At 59.4% G+C, this 17,535-nt stretch carries 14 protein-coding genes; 2 read left to right on the top strand and 12 right to left on the bottom strand.

Annotation, left to right across the window (positions count from 1 at the left end; all coding sequences use genetic code 11):
- Nucleotides 1-86 precede the first annotated feature (86 nt).
- From mukB to cmoM, 4 genes are read right to left on the bottom strand one after another with little or no spacing between them, the layout of a single operon-like run.
- On the bottom strand, nucleotides 87-4,535 hold the full coding sequence (gene mukB / locus AFK67_RS07300) for a chromosome partition protein MukB (RefSeq protein ID WP_007717966.1): 4,449 nt from the start codon (nucleotides 4,533-4,535) through the stop codon (nucleotides 87-89).
- A complete protein-coding gene (mukE, locus tag AFK67_RS07295; protein ID WP_038883921.1) occupies nucleotides 4,528-5,238 on the bottom strand; it encodes a chromosome partition protein MukE in 711 nt (236 codons plus the stop codon). The genes mukB and mukE overlap by 8 nt, the downstream gene beginning before the upstream one ends.
- Entirely contained in the window at nucleotides 5,219-6,541 is a 1,323-nt protein-coding gene (gene mukF / locus AFK67_RS07290; RefSeq protein WP_007717971.1) for a chromosome partition protein MukF, read from the bottom strand. The genes mukE and mukF overlap by 20 nt, the downstream gene beginning before the upstream one ends.
- A 3-nt stretch (nucleotides 6,542-6,544) precedes the next feature.
- Nucleotides 6,545-7,324, bottom strand: a complete 780-nt coding sequence (gene cmoM, locus AFK67_RS07285) for a tRNA uridine 5-oxyacetic acid(34) methyltransferase CmoM (protein ID WP_007717975.1) — start codon at nucleotides 7,322-7,324, stop codon at nucleotides 6,545-6,547.
- 132 nt (nucleotides 7,325-7,456) lie between these two features.
- Between cmoM and elyC the strand changes: the two genes are divergently transcribed.
- Nucleotides 7,457-8,236, top strand: coding sequence for an envelope biogenesis factor ElyC (elyC, locus tag AFK67_RS07280; protein ID WP_007717978.1), 780 nt, complete (start codon nucleotides 7,457-7,459; stop codon nucleotides 8,234-8,236).
- Here the strand turns inward: elyC and AFK67_RS07275 are convergent.
- Nucleotides 8,213-9,106 (bottom strand): YcbJ family phosphotransferase, encoded by an 894-nt coding sequence (locus tag AFK67_RS07275; RefSeq protein ID WP_038883925.1) that lies wholly within the window; start codon nucleotides 9,104-9,106, stop codon nucleotides 8,213-8,215. The genes elyC and AFK67_RS07275 overlap by 24 nt on opposite strands.
- Before the next feature lie 91 nt (nucleotides 9,107-9,197).
- Entirely contained in the window at nucleotides 9,198-9,620 is a 423-nt protein-coding gene (locus AFK67_RS07270) for a DUF2000 domain-containing protein (protein ID WP_007733916.1), read from the bottom strand.
- A gap of 126 nt (nucleotides 9,621-9,746) precedes the next feature.
- On the opposite strand from AFK67_RS07270, the gene AFK67_RS07265 reads away from it, so the two are divergent.
- Nucleotides 9,747-10,232 (top strand): Lrp/AsnC family transcriptional regulator, encoded by a 486-nt coding sequence (locus tag AFK67_RS07265; RefSeq protein ID WP_007733913.1) that lies wholly within the window; start codon nucleotides 9,747-9,749, stop codon nucleotides 10,230-10,232.
- A gap of 23 nt (nucleotides 10,233-10,255) precedes the next feature.
- Here AFK67_RS07265 and kdsB read toward each other — a convergent pair whose 3' ends face one another.
- The 6 genes from kdsB to AFK67_RS07235 are packed head-to-tail and all read right to left on the bottom strand — an operon-like array spanning nucleotide 10,256 to nucleotide 17,518.
- Nucleotides 10,256-11,002, bottom strand: a complete 747-nt coding sequence (gene kdsB / locus AFK67_RS07260; protein WP_032967676.1) for a 3-deoxy-manno-octulosonate cytidylyltransferase — start codon at nucleotides 11,000-11,002, stop codon at nucleotides 10,256-10,258.
- The gene (locus AFK67_RS07255; protein ID WP_007733908.1) at nucleotides 10,999-11,181 is read right to left on the bottom strand and encodes a Trm112 family protein; all 183 of its coding nucleotides are present in this window, start codon (nucleotides 11,179-11,181) and stop codon (nucleotides 10,999-11,001) included. The genes kdsB and AFK67_RS07255 overlap by 4 nt, the downstream gene beginning before the upstream one ends.
- Nucleotides 11,182-11,206: 25 nt before the next feature.
- Nucleotides 11,207-12,466 carry a winged helix-turn-helix domain-containing protein gene (locus tag AFK67_RS07250; protein WP_007733906.1) on the bottom strand — a complete coding sequence of 420 codons (1,260 nt, stop codon included), beginning with the start codon at nucleotides 12,464-12,466 and terminating at the stop codon, nucleotides 11,207-11,209.
- A gap of 37 nt (nucleotides 12,467-12,503) precedes the next feature.
- The gene (lpxK, locus tag AFK67_RS07245; protein ID WP_007733904.1) at nucleotides 12,504-13,481 is read right to left on the bottom strand and encodes a tetraacyldisaccharide 4'-kinase; all 978 of its coding nucleotides are present in this window, start codon (nucleotides 13,479-13,481) and stop codon (nucleotides 12,504-12,506) included.
- A complete protein-coding gene (gene msbA, locus AFK67_RS07240) occupies nucleotides 13,478-15,226 on the bottom strand; it encodes a lipid A ABC transporter ATP-binding protein/permease MsbA (RefSeq protein WP_007733902.1) in 1,749 nt (582 codons plus the stop codon). The genes lpxK and msbA overlap by 4 nt, the downstream gene beginning before the upstream one ends.
- 36 nt (nucleotides 15,227-15,262) lie before the next feature.
- Entirely contained in the window at nucleotides 15,263-17,518 is a 2,256-nt protein-coding gene (locus tag AFK67_RS07235) for a ComEC family protein (protein ID WP_038884121.1), read from the bottom strand.
- Between the last annotated feature and the right edge of the window lie 17 nt (nucleotides 17,519-17,535).

Below are 17,535 nucleotides of genomic sequence, written 5' to 3'. Positions count from 1 at the left end.
CATTTGGCTGCCCGAATGTAAAGAAGTTTAAAGATTTGCTGACCAAAAAGAAAGCGGGCCGAAGCCCGCTCTTTCTGGTGATGCGATTACGAGACTTCCGCCGCGCCCGGCAACGCTTCCGTTGGCGGTGCCGCAAAGCCGCGCAGCCCGACCACGTGAACGTGCTCGTGGTTCTGGAACACTTTACGCACCAGCTTATAGGTCGTGCCTTTTTCTGGGCTGATGTTTTCCGGCGCCGCGATAATCAACTGCATCTGCAGACGTTCGCACAGTTCGAACAGCGTGGCGATGGAACGGGCATCAAGACGCGCCGCTTCGTCGAGGAACAGCAGGCGGCATGGCGAAATATCCTTGCCGCGCAGGCGGCTCGACTCATCTTCCCAGCTCTGGACCACCATCACCAGAATAGACATCCCGGTACCGATCGCCTCACCGGTGGAGAGCGCGCCGCTTTCCGCGCGCAGCCAGCCGTCGGAGCCGCGGTTAACCTCTACTTCCATCTCCAGATAGTTGCGGTAATCGAGCAGCTCTTCACCGATGGTCTGCGCGGTGCGCTGTCCCATGTCTATCTGCGGGTTCAGGCGCTGCCAGAGTTTCGCCAGCGCCTCGGAGAAGGTCAGGCGATTGCTGTTAAACAGATCCTGATGCTGCTCGTGCTGCTCGGCAAGCACGTCCAGCAGCGTCGCGTGGCTTTCACGCACGTTGACGTTAAGCCGCACGCTGTTGACCTGGCCGAACGAGACGCTCTGCAGGCCCTGGTTGAGCATGCGAATGCGGTTCTGTTCGCGCTGGATGGTTTTGCGAATGATATTTGCCACGCTGCGGGAGCTTATCGCGAGTTTCTGCTCGCGGGAGGTAAGCTCCTCCGTCAGGCGGCCGAGCTCAATCTCCATCTGCTCAATCGCCTCGACCGGGTCATCGGTGCGGATGATATCCTGGCGGATACGCTCGCGCAGGTGCTGATACACCGCGACGAAGAACTGGATTTTACGCTCCGGACGTTTGGGATCTTCCGACAGGCGCAGCACGTCGCGCAGATGTTCGTTATCCGCGACCGCGAGGCGCAGCGCGCCCAGCGCTTTATCCGACATTGACCGCAGATCGTCGCCGGAGTGATAGGCCAGCTCCCGGCGGTGCAGCCGACGCTCGACGCCGTTGTCTTTCACCATACGCATCACGGCGCACCAGCCTGCTTTCGCGCTCACGACCTGCTCGCGCATCTCATGATAGTTACGCTCAAGGCGTTTCAGGCTGCGGGTCAGGTTATCCATTTCCGCTTCGCACAGCGTCAGCTGTTTCTCCAGCTGATTGCGACGCGAGCGGTTGTTGCTAAGACGCGTGTGCAGTTCGTCGCGACGCTGGCGCGCGCGCTCTTCGGCGCTCGCATCGGCGCGCACGCCGATATCCTGCAGTTCGCGCTGCAAATCGCCCAGCATCTCTTTCTTAGTATCAAAGGAGCTCTTCAGCGACGCCAGCACCTGATGATACTGGCTGAGTTTCGCCGCGTGGGTGCGCAACGCTTCACGGGCGCGGGTGCGCTCGGCTTCCGCCTGCTCCAGACGCTGGCGCAGTTTCTCGTTGAGATCGGTATTGCCGCTGAGCATGTGCGCCGAGTCGCTGTAGCTGAAGTGCGCGCGACGCTGCACCACTTCGCTCAGCGCAAAGGCCTGCTGACGGGCGTCGCGCTGGGTCTGGCGCGCCTGCTCGTAATCCTGCTTCAGCTGGTCAAACTGCTCCGGGTCGCTTTGCAGGACCGACGCCACCGGCTCAAGCTTCGCCAGCGCGTTGCCGTGCTGGGAGATAAAGCGCGCGGCGTCCTGGGCTTCCGCCAGACGCTCCTGAATTTCATCGACACGGTCCGCCAGGCTGTCATCGGCCAGCAGGCTCAGGCGCGGCAGCAGACGGTTAAGCTGGGCGACGCCCTCTTTCGCCTGTTCAAACTGTACGCGCTGCTGCTGGTTGTCGTTTTCGTGCTGGCTGATGGCGCGCTCGATTTCGCTGCGCCGCGTCGTGAGTTTACGGATTTCCGCTTCCGGGTCCGCCTCAAACGCCACGGCCAGATGCTGGCCGACAAACCGGCTGAACGCCTGATGCAGACGCTGAGTTTTCTGCACGTCGAAGGAGAGCGTCGCGTAACGCTCGGCAAGCGCTTCGCGTTCGGCATGCAGGCTCTCAATGCGGCTTTCACGCGCGGCGCGGCCAAACAGCGGCACCGACGGGAAGCGGGAGTAGCGCCACTGGCGCTCGGCCACCTTCACCACCACCGCTTTTTCCAGCTCTTCGACGCTGAATACGCTGTCATCGAATGACTGCGGGTCGCCTTCAATCAGATAGAGATCTTCCGGGCACTCTTCGAGGCCGTCGAGCAGCTCGCGTACGCGTGAGAGATCCGGCACCACAATCGCGTGACGCGACGGGCCATACAGTGCCGAGAAGTAAGGCGCATCTTCAAAGGAGACGTCGTCATAGATTTCAGACAGCAGCACGCCGCCAAAGCGCTCGGCCAGGGCGTTGAGACGCGCGTCTTCGGCGCCGCCCGGCTGGCTTAAGCGTTCGATCTCTTCGTCGACCGTGCGCTTGCGCGCGCCCACTTCGTCACGCTCGACGATAGCTTCGCGTTCGCGCTCCAGCAATTGCTGCAGGTATTCGGTGACCTGCTGGCCGGACTCAAACGTCTCGCCGCTCTGCTCGCTTATCTGGTTGAGGCTGTTTTGCGCCGCCAGCCAGACGGGCGCCTGGCTGGTGAGCGTCTTCACGCGGCTCTGGATCTGCTCCAGCTCCTGGCGCAGCGTCATGCGCTGTTCGCCCGCCTGAGAGACGCTGTCGGAGAGCGCCGCGATGCGCGCTTCCAGCTCTTCATTCAGCGCTTCAAGATCGTCCGGTTCGTACGCTTTGCCCTGACGCTTGCAGAACTCGGCCAGCAGACGCTCGGCGTCCTGCTGTTCGCGCAGGCGCTGTTCCAGCTCGGAAAGACGCATGCGCAGCGGCTGCACCTGTTCGGCCAGGTGGCGCTGCTGGCTGGCGTCGCGCAGTAGCTCGCGCGCGACATCCCAGGCTTCGGCGCGGCTTACCGGGCCGTTAATGGAAGCGACCAGCTGGTAGGCCTGCTCGAACTGGCTGTGCGCGGTCTGCGCGACGCTCATTTTCTGCTCAAGCGACAGCAGGCGCTCGGTGGCTTCCTGCTCTTTCGCCTGGAAGGTGTCCAGCCACTCGTCAGCGCTTTCGGCACTCAGAGCCGGCAGATGGCACAGCTCTCGGGCGCGCTCCAGCGCGGTCAGCGCCTGCTGATACTGGATCGCGCGAGTCTGCTGAACATCCAGCGCCTGTTGATAATCCGCAAGCTGGCTTTTGAGTTCGTCGACTTCCAGCTCGGCGGCTTCAGCGCGGGCTTCGTTCTCTTCCTGCTGCTCTGCCGCTTCGGCCACCACTTCGCTCTGTTCTTCCAGGCGAACCTGCAGCTCTTCAAGGTCGGCGTCGTAGCGCTCAATTTTCTCCTGCTGGCGTAACGCGGTCTGCACCAGATTCAGGTGATCGCTCGCGGCCTGATAATCGGTTTCAAGGTCGCCTTCTGCGCCGGCATGTTCGGAGAGCTCGCGCGCCATATCGACATGTTTATATTGCTCGGCGGCGAGCTGCTTGCGGCTGGTGAACAGCTCGCGGCGCAGCTCCAGCGCCTGGTCGAGATGAATGCGACGCTCGTTGGCATGGCGCATGTAATCCGCCGCCACGTAGTTGGTGGCTTCGGAGATCAGATGCTTGAACAGATCGCGGTCCGACTGGGTCACGCGGATAGCTTCCAGCGTCATACGGTTTTCACGCAGCGCCGCTTCCATATCCTGGAACGCCTTGCGCACGCCGCCATTTTCCGGCAGCAGATAGTCGCGAAGCGAGCGGGTAATGGCGCTGGAGATACCGCCGTAGAGCGAGGCTTCAATCAGGCGATAATATTTGCTGCGATCGGACGCCGAACGCAGACGACGCGCCACCACGCCCAGATCGAACATCAGCGAATGGTAGTCGGTGATGGAGTTGAACTGCTTGAGCTGCACCCCTTCCATCGTGTCGATTTTATCTTTGAGCTCGTTGAGGCTCAGCACGCGCGCCTGACGATCGTTCAGGGTCTCGGTGAGCAGCTGTGTCGGCAGTATGGCGCTCGGCAGGCCCTGAATAGCGAACGGCTTGATGTCCACTTTACGGTCGCGCCCGGCGACCTGTTGCAGACGCACGCCCACCAGCACGCGCTGATGGCGCGAGTTCACGACATCCAGCACCGAATAACAGACGCCCGCTTTGAGTTTGCCGTGCAGGCCCTTATCGCGCGAGCCGCTGGTCGCGCCCGCTTCGGTGGTGTTACGGAAATGCAGAAGCGTAAGGTCAGGGATAAGCGCCGTGACAAACGCCGCCATCGTCGTCGATTTCCCGGCGCCGTTACCGCCGGAAAGCGTGGTGACCAGCTCGTCGAGATCAAACGTGCGGGCAAAAAAGCCGTTCCAGTTGATAAGCGTTAGCGAGCGAAACTTACCGCGTTCAATCATTGTCATCCTCCGCGTTATCCTGCTGGGTGTCGTCGTTCTCATCGTTGAGCTGCAGATGGCTTTCCACCGGCATCGCTTCACCGTCGCGGATCATGCGCAGCTGCGCTTCGCGCGGATCGTCGCCGGCGCGCACGTCAGCGCCAAAGCGGAACACCGACTCGGTGATGCGAAATTTGCTGCTGTCATGGCCCATAAACCAGACCATGCCAAGACGACGCAGGCGGCTCAGGGAAGAACGTACTTTCTCCTGCAGCTTCTGACGATCAAGATCGGAGCCGGTCGAGCGGTTGTTTACAAGCTTCAGCAGTTTGGTTTCATCCGCCAGCGCTAGCAGCTCGTCGTAGAGCTCCTGCTGGGTGAAAATGCCTTCGTTCGCCAGCCGCTCCGGGCTCAGGTAGAGATAGCAGAGGATTTTGCCGACCATCATATCCAGCTCGGAAAGCACCGAGCGCGGGATAAGCGTGGTGGAGCGTGGGCGCAGATAGAAAAACCCTTCCGGCGCGCGGATAAGCTCCACGTTATAACGGCTGTAGAACTCTTCCAGTTCACCCTGGAAATCCATCAGAAAGGCGTGATTATCCAGCTCATCCAGGCCAATGTGACGCCCGGCGCGCAACTGGCTGTCGAGCGCCGGAAACAGCGGGTTCGCGAGCGCCAGCGCCAGCTTTACTGGCATCACGTGTTCAATATTTGTCGATGACATTCGCCTGTACCTTGGCTCCATAATCATTAATCGGCTGCCATTTGGCCGGCAGCCCGGTAAAGTCCGCTTCAGCGACGCCCAGACGCACCGCCTGGTCTACCACGATACGCGCCACGTCGAAATGACGGGCCCGCGGGAACTGGGCCAGGTATTCGCGCATCACGGCACTTAAGTCGAGCGGCTGCTGGCGTTCCCGGTAGACATCAAGCTGAGCTTCAATCATCGCCGCCAGCTGTTCGCGGATCTCGTTAAACTCTTCAAATTCCAGATCCGGCGGCAGTTCGCCGGTCACTTCTTCATCACGCAGCGCCATTTCTTCATCGCGCATGTCGAGAAGGCGATCGGCGCTGGCATAGGTGAGCGCCCACGGCGCGTCGAAATAGTTCTGTACCGACTGGCGCAAACGCTGGGCGAAGACGCGGTTTTTATCCATATCAATCGCGGTACGGATAAATTTATGGACGTGGCGGTCGTAGCCAATCCACAGGTCTATCGCCTGCTGACCCCAGCTAATAATGCGGTCGAGCTTGCTTTGCAGGTCATAGGTGAGACGGTCAATGAAATGCAGATCGTCACGGCCAAGCGTCGCTTCCTGGATTTGCAGCAGGTTGGCCTGCAGCTTATCGCCCGCCGCCTCCAGCGTATCCTGTAATTCGCGCAGCGTGCCGGAGGTCTCCGACAGCAGCAGCTCGCAGCTGGAAATCGCCGCGCGCCAGTCTTTATTGAGCAACTGGGCGATATCGTCTTTCACCAGCTGTTGCTGTTCATCCATGATGCGCTGGGTGAGATCGATGCTGTCGAAAATCTCCGCCACCGAATATTTGAGCGGCGCGTAAACATTGCGGTGCCAGTGGAATTCATCGCCGCCTTCCAGAGCGGCGTCCGCGGCGCGCTTGAGTTCGCTTGCCACAATCGAGAGCTGCATAGACAGGCGCAGCGTGGAGAACTCGCGCTGGCGGATGTAGTAATCAGTAATGCCAATTCCGAGCGGCGTCAGGCGATAGATAGCGTTGCCTTCCGCCTGCTCGCTGGTAAAGCGGTTAAGCAGGCGCTGGCGTACCATGTCATTAATGGCGTTGTTGGCGCGCTGGGCGACCGTCTCTGTGGATTGCTCGAAAGCGTCGCTGACGTGGCGAAACGCGTCCACCAGCTCCCCTTCGCTCATTTCACCGTCCAGCCTTTCACCGTTCAGGGTGGCGACAGCCAGCAAAAACGCCAGCCTGTCCACCGGGAGCTGGATCGAGAAATCGTTTTTCCTGGCCCAGGCAACCAGTTCAGGGACTGTCTGGGAAAAAGTACTCATAATTTATCCTTGGATCTCCGGCTTAAACGCAGTGACATGGATGTATCGGCCCAGGCTCACCCAGGGCTCCTGTCGGCAGTAACGCGTTTCAAGCTCAAGCAGCGTCTCATATTCGTCGCGCTGCTGATGTTTTTCACGCAGATAGTCATGGAAAACCCGCACGCCGGTTTTGCTGTGAATGTGCCAGCCCATCTCCTCAAGCCAGCGGTAAACCTGCTGCGGTTCGCGCGGATAATCCGGCGAAAGCGTGCGTTTTTTCTTTTTGGGCATTCCCTGTTGCACATAGGCGAAATTACCCGCCACCATGTTGTGCATCAGCAGGCCGTTGGCGTTGTAGAACATCAGCGAGAGCGCGCCGCCCGGCGCCAGGCATTGCCATAAATGGCGCAGCGCCGCCTGCGGATCGGCCACCCATTCCAGCACAGCGTGAAACAATATCAGATCAACCGGGCTTTCCAAATGCTGACCTGCTTCCTGCGCGGCGCATTGTACAAAATGCATGTTGCCGCTCACACCTTTCTCCTGGGCGGCCTGACGGGCGCGGGCTATCATTTCCGCCGAGAGATCGCACAGCAACACCTGATGGCCGCGCTCAGCAAGGCGACTGGCGGTTTGCCCCTCGCCGCCGCCTGCGTCAAGCACGCGCAGCGGACGGTCGGGCAAAACGCTTAACAACGCGTCGAGATCCTGCCAGAGGATAGCCTGACGCAACTGGCCTTTTGTTGTACCGTAAATGTTGCGCGCAAACTTTTCGGCGATGTCATCAAAATTGCGATCCCGCATGGGCACACTCTCCAGGTGATAAGCGCATCCGGCAAAACCGCTATTTTGTCACAGCCGGAGGGAGAATGAACCCATCTCGCGTAAGATAGGCGACCATTACCTGCCGTATGGTTAAAAAAGGACCCATAACCGATGCTTTTTATTCTGAAAAAATTCACCGGCACGCTGCTGTTGCCGCTGCCGTTTCTGCTGCTCATGATGGGCATCGCGCTGGCGCTGCTATGGTTCACGCGATTTAAGAAAAGCGGGAAGGTGTTAATGACCGCAAGCTGGCTGGTTTTGCTGTTGTTAAGCCTGCAACCGGTCGCGGACGGCCTGCTGAGGCCCGTGGAAGATGACTACCCTACCTGGCATGGCCAGAAGGCGAATTACATCGTGGTGTTGGGCGGCGGCTACACCTGGAACGACAAGTGGGCGCCGAGCTCAAACCTCATCAATAACAACCTGCCGCGGGTGACCGAGGGCGTGCGGCTGTGGCTGGCGAATCCCGGCGCGAAGATGGTCTTTACCGGCGCGCGCGCCACTACTAATCCGGTGAGCACGGCAGAAGCGGGTGCCCGTGTGGCGGAAAGCTTAGGCGTTCCGCGAGCCGATATCATTACGCTTGATAGCCCCAAAGATACTGAAGAAGAAGCGGCCGCCGTCGCTAAAGCGCTGGGGCAGCAGCCGTTTTTACTCGTGACATCGGCGTCGCACCTGCCGCGGGCGATGATTTTCTTCAAACGCCAGGGCTTAAACCCGATCCCGGCGCCTGCCAATCAGATGGCGATAGACTCGCCGCTCAACCCGTGGGAGCGTATCTATCCCTCCTCACTGTGGCTGATGCACAGCGAACGCGCCGGGTATGAAATTCTCGGACGCGTCCTGCAGTGGGTAAAAGGCGTGGGATCAGGCGACCCAGGGCAGAAGTGATTCCGACGCGGTGTTAAACGCCGCGCGATTCATTTTGCCGGTTTGCAACAGTTGCGCGACTTCATCCCACAACACATACAGCCAGCGCCGCCAGAGGAACGACTCCGCCACCGGCGCGCGCTGGAGATAACGCCAGAAGAGACTTTCGGCAAGCGGCGTGTCGAACAGGCGGAACAGCTCATACTCGCGCGGCGCCCAGAGCACAATGCCAGGATTGACCATCGCCAGCAGTTGATCGCTGCGCGCGTCTTTCAGCATACTGCGCAGGTTAAAATTGCCGTGGATCAGCACGCAGTTATCGTTAAACCCCGCGAACATCGACTCCAGGCATTCGCGCGTGCGAAACAGCATGCGTTTGTCCTGCATCGTCAGGCCCGTGTTTTGATACTGATTAAGCGTACTCCAGAGCACCTCGACCCGCTGGCGATACCAGAATGGCCAGAGGTTTTCCTGGGTGCTGTCGACACTCCCCACGCAGCCGTGGCTGTCGACGCGATGCCAGCTGAGCAGCGCTTCGATAATCTGATCCTGTAACTGCTCCCAGCGCTGCGGCGTGCGAGCCGGCGCCTCCACCGGCACACCGCGCAGACGCTCCATCAGCAGCACATCCGGCCCCGGATGTTCTTCATGCGTCATCACGCCGTACACGACCGGCAGCCGCACCGTACCATGACGCGCCAGTATCGACATTTTCCCGGCCTGCTGCTGCGCAAGCCCCGGCGAGGTAAAGCTTCGCGCCAGCAGCGGCAGCGGATTGCCGTGGCTGTCATACAGCGACCAGAGCGCGGTGTCCGGTTTTTCACTGATGCATTCAAGGCGACTGAGTTTTTCACCTAACAGATGACTGAGTTCCGCACGCAGTTGATCCATTTGCCGTTACCCTTATAAAAGCTACTGTTTTTATAATGGGCGTCCTTAGCGCAGATGTCATCTGTTGAGATCAATTCCTCGCCAGTTTGCGTTAACGGTAAAGCGGCAGATTACCCGTCAGACGGGCAATTTGCTTTTTCGCTCCGACCAGTCCAAGCGCCGCCAGCTCGGTTTGTTCACCGGTGGCGCCCGCGATGCGCTGCTCATATTCCTCCCAGGTTTTGCACGACTGCGCCAGCGCGCTAAAGGGCAGCACGAGGATCTGCGGATCGTTTCGTGCGGCGTTAAAAAGGCTCAGCAAAGTGTTGCCCTCGCCGAGCAGCACCGGCAACGGCGCGCGGATCACGCCCGGATAGATGACGCCATCGGCGCTTAGCATATCCGGCCCGACTAACGCGTCTACCCTTCTCCCGAGACACACGCCGAGCACGCTGGCGGCGTTCATGGCAAGGCCCGGCGTCAGCGCGCGGTCAACGATAATGGTGCATTTATGCAGGCGGGTATCGAATTGCATGTTTTTCTCCCTGTCAGATGTGATGAACAGTCTGCCCGATAATCGCGGAGAAAAATGACCTTTTATGCACTCAATGGCGCTATAAAAGGGTAAAATTACCCTTTTAAACCCTCAATGAGAAAAACTATGCCCAATGATGCGCTGACGCCCACCGACATCACCCTGTTAACTCTGCTGCAACAGGATGCACGTGCGACCAATCAGGCGCTGGCGGACGCCGTAAACCTGTCGCCCTCGCCCTGCTGGCGCAAGGTGAAAAAGCTGGAAGAAGATAAGGTCATTCTCGGCTATCACGCCGCGCTGGATCGGCGCAAAATCGGCCTCGGCGTGATGGTGTTTGTCCGCGTGAGCATCGACAGTCACAGCGAGACGCAGGCGCGGCGCTTTGAACAGGAGGTGATGGAGCTTAAAAATGTGGTGGCCTGCTACAGCATCGGCGGCGATGCCGACTTTCTGCTACAGGTGGTCTCGCGCGACCTCGACGCCTATGCGGAATTCGCCATGTCGGTGCTGCGTCGTCTCCCAGGGATCAAAGAGATGCAGAGTATGTTTGTACTAAAAGAGATAAAACCGTTTCAAACGCTGCCGGTAAGCGCCGACGGGCAGCAATAAAAAACCGGCCGGAGCCGGTTTTCTTAACGCATCTCGGCGCGCACGCGCTCAAGATCTTCAGGCGTATCCACACCGGTACCCGGCACGACTTCGGCGACGGCCACGTGGATTTTCTCGCCGTGCCACAGGACACGCAGTTGCTCCAGCATTTCAATCTGCTCAAGCGGACTGGCAGGCCAGGTGACGTAGCGGCGGATGAACCCCGCACGATAGCCATAAATGCCGATATGACGCAGGAAGCTGTCGCCGATGGTATCGCGCGACTGCGCGAAACGGTCGCGATCCCACGGAATCGTGGCGCGCGAGAAATAGAGCGCATAGCCTTGCGCGTCCATCACCACTTTCACCGCGTTCGGGTTAAACGCTTCGTGCGCGTCATGAACGGGCACGGCAAGCGTCGCCATGCCCGCCTGCGAGCCCGCCAGGTTTTCCGCCACCTGACGAATAATCGCCGGCGGGATCATCGGCTCGTCGCCCTGCACGTTGACTATAACCGTGTCATCGGCGAACCCGCATTTTTCCACCACTTCCGCTAAACGCTCGGTGCCGGACTGATGATCGGCGCGGGTCATGCACACTTCACCGCCTGCGGCTTCAATCGCGCGGGCGACATCCGGGTGATCGGTTGCCACGATGATGCGCTCAGCGCCCGATTCACGCGCGCGCTCCAGCACATGCACAATCATCGGCTTGCCGTTGATATCGACCAGCGGCTTGCCCGGCAGACGCGTGGAGGCGTAACGGGCGGGAATAATGACCACGAAACTCATGGGTTGGTCTCTTCTTCGGCAAGCGAGCGAGCTTCATTTTCCAGCAGCACCGGAATGCCGTCGCGCAGCGGAAACGCCAGATGGTCGGCTTTGCAGATAAGCTCCTGCTTTTCCTGATTGAAGTAGAGTTTGCCGGTGCAAACCGGACAGGCGATGATTTCGAGTAAACGATGATCCATGGTTCCTCCTGATGGACCGGTGGTATTAATCTTTTGAGGATATCACATGCGTCTGTGAGGCGGGGTCAATTTCCCAGCCCCCGCCCCACGCTTGCGCAAGCGGGCCGGGCAACTGGCGAAAGGCCACCCGACTGGCGCCCTGCCAGGCGGCGAAATCGTTAATGGCCTGGCGCAATCCAGCGATAACGCCTGCCGTCAGCTTCACGCCCTCCTCAACATACAGCGCGATGATCTCAAGCCACTGCTGTTGACGGTGCATTTTGGCGTCCATGCGTCCGACCAGCGCGCCTTTGTGCAGCAGCGGCAGCACGAAATAGCCATATTTGCGTTTGGGGGCCGGGGTATAGCATTCGAGGCGGTAGGAGAAATTAAAGAAATCCTCAGCGCGTCGGCGATCCCAGACAACCGGATCGAATGGCGATAGCACCGCGCTGTGGGTCGCGGTGAGTTTATCCGCCACCGCCTGCTCGAGCAGCGGCACGAGCTCATGGTGCAGCCACATCGACCCCAGCGTCTCGACCTCCACCGGCACCACAAACCCCTCTTCCTGCCACGCCTGTAGCAGCGGGCCGGTCGCGACATGGCGCAGCCGGTAGTAGTCGGCAAGCCAGGCGCTGCGGAAAATGCCGAGGCTTCGCGCGCTTCTGGCGAGCATCTGCGCCTCGGCCTGCGCTTTATCGATCAGATGCAGGCTGTCATCCCAGTCGGGCAGTACGCGGGTGGTGAGATCGTAGACGCGCTGAAAATTGCGCCGCTCGACCACCATGACCTGACCCGCGGTAAATAGCCCCTCAAGATGTTTTTTATGGGGTTTCCACTCCCACCACCCGCTGGCACCTTTACGCGGATGCTCAAAATCCGCCGAGCGAACCGGACCGTTGCGCTCGATATAGGCCATCAGTTCGCCTATCTCCTGCGCATGCTCTTCCATCCAGCCAGCACGGTATTTCCAGCCCATTTTTTCAGGGTTGAGCATCCGGTGGCGGAAAAGCGGAAAATCGCTGCGCGGCAGGAAACAGGCCTCGTGCGCCCAGTATTCCATAAGCTCGCCGCGCGCCAGCGCATCATCAAGCCAGCGCCCCGGATATGCGCCAAGACGACTGAACAGCACCAGATAGGGACTGCGCGCCACGATATTAATCGTGTCGATCTGCAGTAAAGACATGCGGGTAATGGCGGCGAGGATATCGGCGGGACGAGCACGCCGCGTCGGCTTTTTCAATAGCCCCTGCGCAGCGAGATGAAGATGGCGCGCCGCGCGTAAAGAAAGATGCACTCCAGACATATCAGCTCCCGTCCGCGAACCTGACTGGCGCACCTGCTCAACGCACCAGCGCGAGAATATCCTTCAATAATTGATCGGCCTGCGGCTGCGATAGCGCCGCTTCAACCGGTAAATACCACCAGTCGTCATGGGCGAAGGCGCGGCATTTCACCGCGTCTTTTTCGGTCATGATCAGCGTCTGCCCGTCGCTCAACAGGGCTAAAACGTCGGCTTCGCGCAGCGCCTGATGATCGGCGAGGCTCACCGTTTTGACCGGCGTCAGGCCGCATTTCTCAAGGGTGGCAAAAAAGCGCGGCGGGTGACCGATGCCAGCCATCGCCACGACGTTGTTAAGGCTTTCAACCGGCCGCTTTTCGCCGCTGCGCAGATTCACCGCCAGGCCCGGCGTGAGCTGCATGGCGATTTCGCCAGACCGGGGTTCTGCGCCGTTGGTAATAACGGCATCGACTGTTTTCAGGCGCGAGGCGCGCTCGCGCATTGGCCCGGCCGGCAACCACCAGCCGTTGCCGAAACGCCGCACACCATCAACAACGACAATTTCTTTGTCACGTGCGAGCGCGTAATGCTGCAGGCCATCATCGGTAATGATGATTTGCGGGCTTGCGCTCTGAAGAAGCGCCTGCACCGCTTGCGCGCGGTTTGCCGATACCGCGACCGGCGCGCCGGTACGCTGATAAATCAGCACCGGTTCGTCGCCCGCCTGCGCAGGCGTGGTGGCATCGTCAAGCACCAGCGGATAATGCGCCGCTTTGCCGCCGTAGCCGCGGGAGACGACGCCCGGGCGCACGCCCCGCTGCTGCAGTTGCTCCACGAGCCAGACCACCACCGGCGTTTTACCGTTTCCGCCAGCGGTCAGGTTGCCCACCACGACTACCGGCACCGGTGCGCGCCAGACTTTACGCAAGCCCAGACGATAGCTCAGGCGAATAGCGCCGCTTACCAGGCCATACAGCCAGGAGAGCGGCAGCAACAGCACCCATAAGGGCGACTGACCCGACCAGATGCGCTCAATCATTGACCAAACTGCATTTTATGCAGCTGCGCATAGACGCCGCGGTGTTCAAGCAGTTCGGCATGGTTACCGCGCTCCACGATACGTCCGTCTTCGATAACCACGATTTCATCGGCCTGTTCGATGGTCGAGAGACGGTGCGCGATAACCAGCGACGTGCGGTTTTTCTGCAGTTCGTCCAGCGCCGCCTGGATGGCGCGCTCTGATTCGGTATCCAGCGCGGAAGTGGCTTCATCAAGGATAAGGATCGGACTGTCGCGCAGCAGTGCACGGGCAATCGCGATACGCTGGCGCTGACCGCCGGAAAGCAGTACGCCGTTTTCACCGATGACGGTATCGAGGCCGTTATCCATCTTATTAATAAAGTCCATCGCATAGGCCATACGGGCCGCCTTCTCGATCTCTTCGCGGCTGTACTCTTCAGTGCGCGCGTAAGCGATATTGTTAGCGATGGTATCGTTAAACAGATGGACATTCTGGGAGACCAGCGCGACCTGATTACGCAGCGAGGAGAGCGTGTAATCGCGCAGGTCGTGACCGTCGAGGAGGATCTCGCCGCTGTCGATGTCGTAAAAACGTGTAATAAGACCGGCAAGCGTCGATTTACCAGAGCCCGAGCGTCCTACCAGCGCCACCGTTTTCCCTGCCGGGATCGCAAGGTTGATATCACGCAGCGCCGGGATTTCACGGCCCGGATAGGTAAAGGTAACATCACGGAACTCAAGGTTACCCTGCGCGCGCTCGACAACACGGGTGCCTTCATCTTTTTCCTGCTCGCTATCGAGGATGGCGAACAGGGTCTGGCAGGCGGCCATCCCACGCTGGAACTGCGCGTTGACGTTAGTCAGCGATTTCAGCGGACGCATCAGGGCAATCATTGAGGAGAAGACCACCGTGATCGTGCCCGGCGTTAAGGTTTCCATTACGCTCGGGAAACTGGCGGCATACAGCACGAAGGCCAGCGCCAGGGAGGCAATCAACTGGATAATCGGGTCGGAAATCGACGAGGCAGAGACCATTTTCATGCCCTGCAGGCGCATCTTATTGCTCACTTTCGCGAAGCGTTCGCCTTCAACCTGCTGGCCGCCGAAAATCAGTACTTCTTTATGACCTTTCAGCATCTGCTCGGCGCTGGTTGTCACCTGCCCCATCGTGTTCTGCATGTTTTTGCTGATGTTGCGAAAGCGTTTTGACACAACGCGGATAGCGATCGACACAATGGGCGCCAGCACGATCAAAATCAGTGAGAGCTGCCAGCTGTAGTAGAACATCATGATGAACAGGCCGATGATCGACGCCCCTTCACGCACCACGGTGATCAGCGCGCTCGAGGAAGACGAAGCCACCTGCTCTGAGTCGTAAGTGATACGGGAGAGCAGCGTGCCGGTAGACTGTTTATCGAAGAAGGAGACGGGCATGCCCATCATGTGATTAAACAGGCGGCGGCGCATCGTCATCACGACTTTCCCGGAAACCCAGGAGATGCAGTAGCTGGAAATGTAACTGGTGATGCCGCGCAGCACCATCAGGCCAATCACCACCAGCGGCATCCATAGCAGCACTGAGTGGTCTGTTTTACCAAAACCATCATCCAGTAATGGTTTAAGTAGCGATAACATATAGGTATCGCTGGCTGCGTTGAGTATTAACGCTACCCCAGCCACAATCAGACCTGTTTTAAAGGGCGCAATCACCGGCCAGAGTCGGCGGAAGGTCTGCCACGTGGAGAGATCTTTATCGTTATGCATTCAAAAAACCAGCTTTCGTTGAAATAGCCGCATATTCTACCTGTATTCAGCAGGTGAGCCAAACCACTGATGATACCAGCGGGGTAAAATCTGTTCCCGGAACCCCTCAATCTGCCATTGCCCTGGCGAAAAAGAGACAGAAATTTGCCCGGCGTGTGCCGTATCAGACCATTGATAGCGATGCTTTTTGTAGCGTCGCACGACGATGGTGGACGGTAAACGCCACGCGTTGTAGCGAGACACCGACGCCAGCGCCGCTTTGCCATTAACGACCGATAATAGCGTCGGCGTCGATGAGGTACGGCTGCCGTGATGAGGCACCTGAATGATGTCGACCTGTAACTCCCGCCACTGCTTTTTGAGCATAGCCAACTCTGCCGGGGCTTCAATGTCGCCGGTCAGCAAGACGCTGTGCTCGCCGTCATCGACTTTCACGACACATGAGCGATTATTGCCCTGTTCATGAAAACCCGCCGGAGGCCAGTGTACAGTGAAGTCAAGGCCCTGCCAGCGCCAGTGCACGCCTTTCACGCAGGGTAAATGGCGGGCCCAGCCAAGTGGGCTGCGGATCCACATCTTCGGCCAGGCACGTGTAAGGCTCTCCAGTCCACCCCGGTGATCGAGATGCTCGTGGCTGATGACAATGCCTTCCGGCTCAAGATGGTGCCAGCGAAGCCAGGGGATAATCGTTTGCAGGGCGCTGTCGCCGCCAGCCCAGGCATTTCCGCTGTCGTACAGCGTCGCCTTACCGTGGCGTTCGATCACCACAGCCAGTCCGTGGCCGATATCCAGCATATGCAGCCGCCAGGTATCATTCGCGGGTTTTTGCCAGAAAGGCCAGGATAGTAGCCCCAGCGCAATTGCGCATGTCGCAGGCGAGGCTCGCCACCAGCGCGTCCGCCAGACGATGACCGCAGCCCAGGGCGCAAGCGTCAGCCACTGATAGCGCTGATCAAGACCAAGCCAGCCGGGCGGAAGCTGGCGTAACAGCCAGAAGAGCGCGGCGAGCGTTCGGTCAGCCAGCAACCATATCCCCTGCTCCGCCCATGTCAGATGCGCCAGATTGAGCAGCATACCCGCCAGCGTCAGCGGCACGGCGATAAACGTCACAACGGGCACTGCCACCAGATTCGCCAGTAGCGACGTCAGGCTGACCCCATGGAACAACAACAGCTGAAGCGGCAACAGCAGCAGCGTCATCCCACACTGCAGATGAAGCAGGCTTTTCAGGTGGCGCCATTTTCCCTCGCTGCGCGGCGGCACCCACTGATACCAGAAAATCAGCGCGCCCACGGCAAAGGCCGACAGCCAGAGGCTTTCAGAGAGAATCGCCACGGGATCGTAAAAGAGAATGCCACCGACGCAGCACGGCCAGACCTGCCAGGGTGTCCATTGTCTGCCACTGAGCCGAAGCGCACACCAGACGGACATCGCCACCAGCGTTCTTACGGCGGGCGGCTGGCTACCCGAGAGCCAGGTATAGAGCGCGGCAGTCGCGAGCATGGCCAGTACAGGAAACCGGTGGCCTATCCGGCGCGCGGGCAGTAAGCGTTGCAGCAGCCGCGCCAGCGCCCACCCCAGCGTGCCGACAAAACCGATATGCAGGCCGGAGATCGCCATCAAATGTGCCGTACCGGTTTCACGCAGCAGCGTTTTGAGATCATCCGTCAGGGCGATACGCTCCCCAAACCCGAGCGCCAGGATAACCGGCCGCCAGCTAAAAGGCGCCAGCTGTTCGCTGACAGAAGCGATATAGCGCGCCCGGAAGCTGCATTTATCGCTCAGCCGCTGCGCCGTTACTACACGCCCGGTCAACGGCTGATGTTGTGAAAATGCATAACGCTGGCTGTCAAACCCGCCTTCGTTGAGTTGCCCATGTACCGGCCTTAAACGCAGCGTCATTAACCAGCGCTGCCCGGCACATGGCGGTTGCGCAAGATAACTGCCCCGTAATAGCGCGCCGGGCGCGGGAAACCAGCGTTTATCGTCGACCCGAAGTAGTTTGATTTTGTGCTCTGTCGCGCCGTCAGTACTGGTAATAACCACCTCGGCATGGTGCGTCTTTTCGATAAGCGACGCATACGGTAGCGTGGCCTGTCGCGCGGCGAGCAACCCCCAGCAGAGGAAAAGCAGAATCAACGCCGCATAACGCACCACCTGATTGCGCAGAAAAACCATGAGGGAGGCCAGCAGCGTAAGCGCGGCAATCTGAGTGACAGATGGCAGCGTGGGCAGGAACAACAGTGGCGACAGACCTGCCATTACGCACAGGCACAACGCGGGCAGCGGGATCACAAACACCTCCTTGT

This window comes from Cronobacter dublinensis subsp. dublinensis LMG 23823 (genome assembly GCF_001277235.1).
Taxonomy (GTDB): Bacteria; Pseudomonadota; Gammaproteobacteria; order Enterobacterales; family Enterobacteriaceae; genus Cronobacter; species Cronobacter dublinensis.
This window is presented reverse-complemented; position numbering and strand designations above follow the sequence as displayed.

Coding starts and splice junctions, on each gene's coding strand:
- mukB (WP_007717966.1), bottom strand. CDS start 4,535: ATGATTGAACGCGGTAAGTTTCGCTCGCTAACGCTTATCAACTGGAAC.
- mukE (WP_038883921.1), bottom strand. CDS start 5,238: ATGTCATCGACAAATATTGAACACGTGATGCCAGTAAAGCTGGCGCTG.
- mukF (WP_007717971.1), bottom strand. CDS start 6,541: ATGAGTACTTTTTCCCAGACAGTCCCTGAACTGGTTGCCTGGGCCAGG.
- cmoM (WP_007717975.1), bottom strand. CDS start 7,324: ATGCGGGATCGCAATTTTGATGACATCGCCGAAAAGTTTGCGCGCAAC.
- elyC (WP_007717978.1), top strand. CDS start 7,457: ATGCTTTTTATTCTGAAAAAATTCACCGGCACGCTGCTGTTGCCGCTG.
- AFK67_RS07275 (WP_038883925.1), bottom strand. CDS start 9,106: ATGGATCAACTGCGTGCGGAACTCAGTCATCTGTTAGGTGAAAAACTC.
- AFK67_RS07270 (WP_007733916.1), bottom strand. CDS start 9,620: ATGCAATTCGATACCCGCCTGCATAAATGCACCATTATCGTTGACCGC.
- AFK67_RS07265 (WP_007733913.1), top strand. CDS start 9,747: ATGCCCAATGATGCGCTGACGCCCACCGACATCACCCTGTTAACTCTG.
- kdsB (WP_032967676.1), bottom strand. CDS start 11,002: ATGAGTTTCGTGGTCATTATTCCCGCCCGTTACGCCTCCACGCGTCTG.
- AFK67_RS07255 (WP_007733908.1), bottom strand. CDS start 11,181: ATGGATCATCGTTTACTCGAAATCATCGCCTGTCCGGTTTGCACCGGC.
- AFK67_RS07250 (WP_007733906.1), bottom strand. CDS start 12,466: ATGTCTGGAGTGCATCTTTCTTTACGCGCGGCGCGCCATCTTCATCTC.
- lpxK (WP_007733904.1), bottom strand. CDS start 13,481: ATGATTGAGCGCATCTGGTCGGGTCAGTCGCCCTTATGGGTGCTGTTG.
- msbA (WP_007733902.1), bottom strand. CDS start 15,226: ATGCATAACGATAAAGATCTCTCCACGTGGCAGACCTTCCGCCGACTC.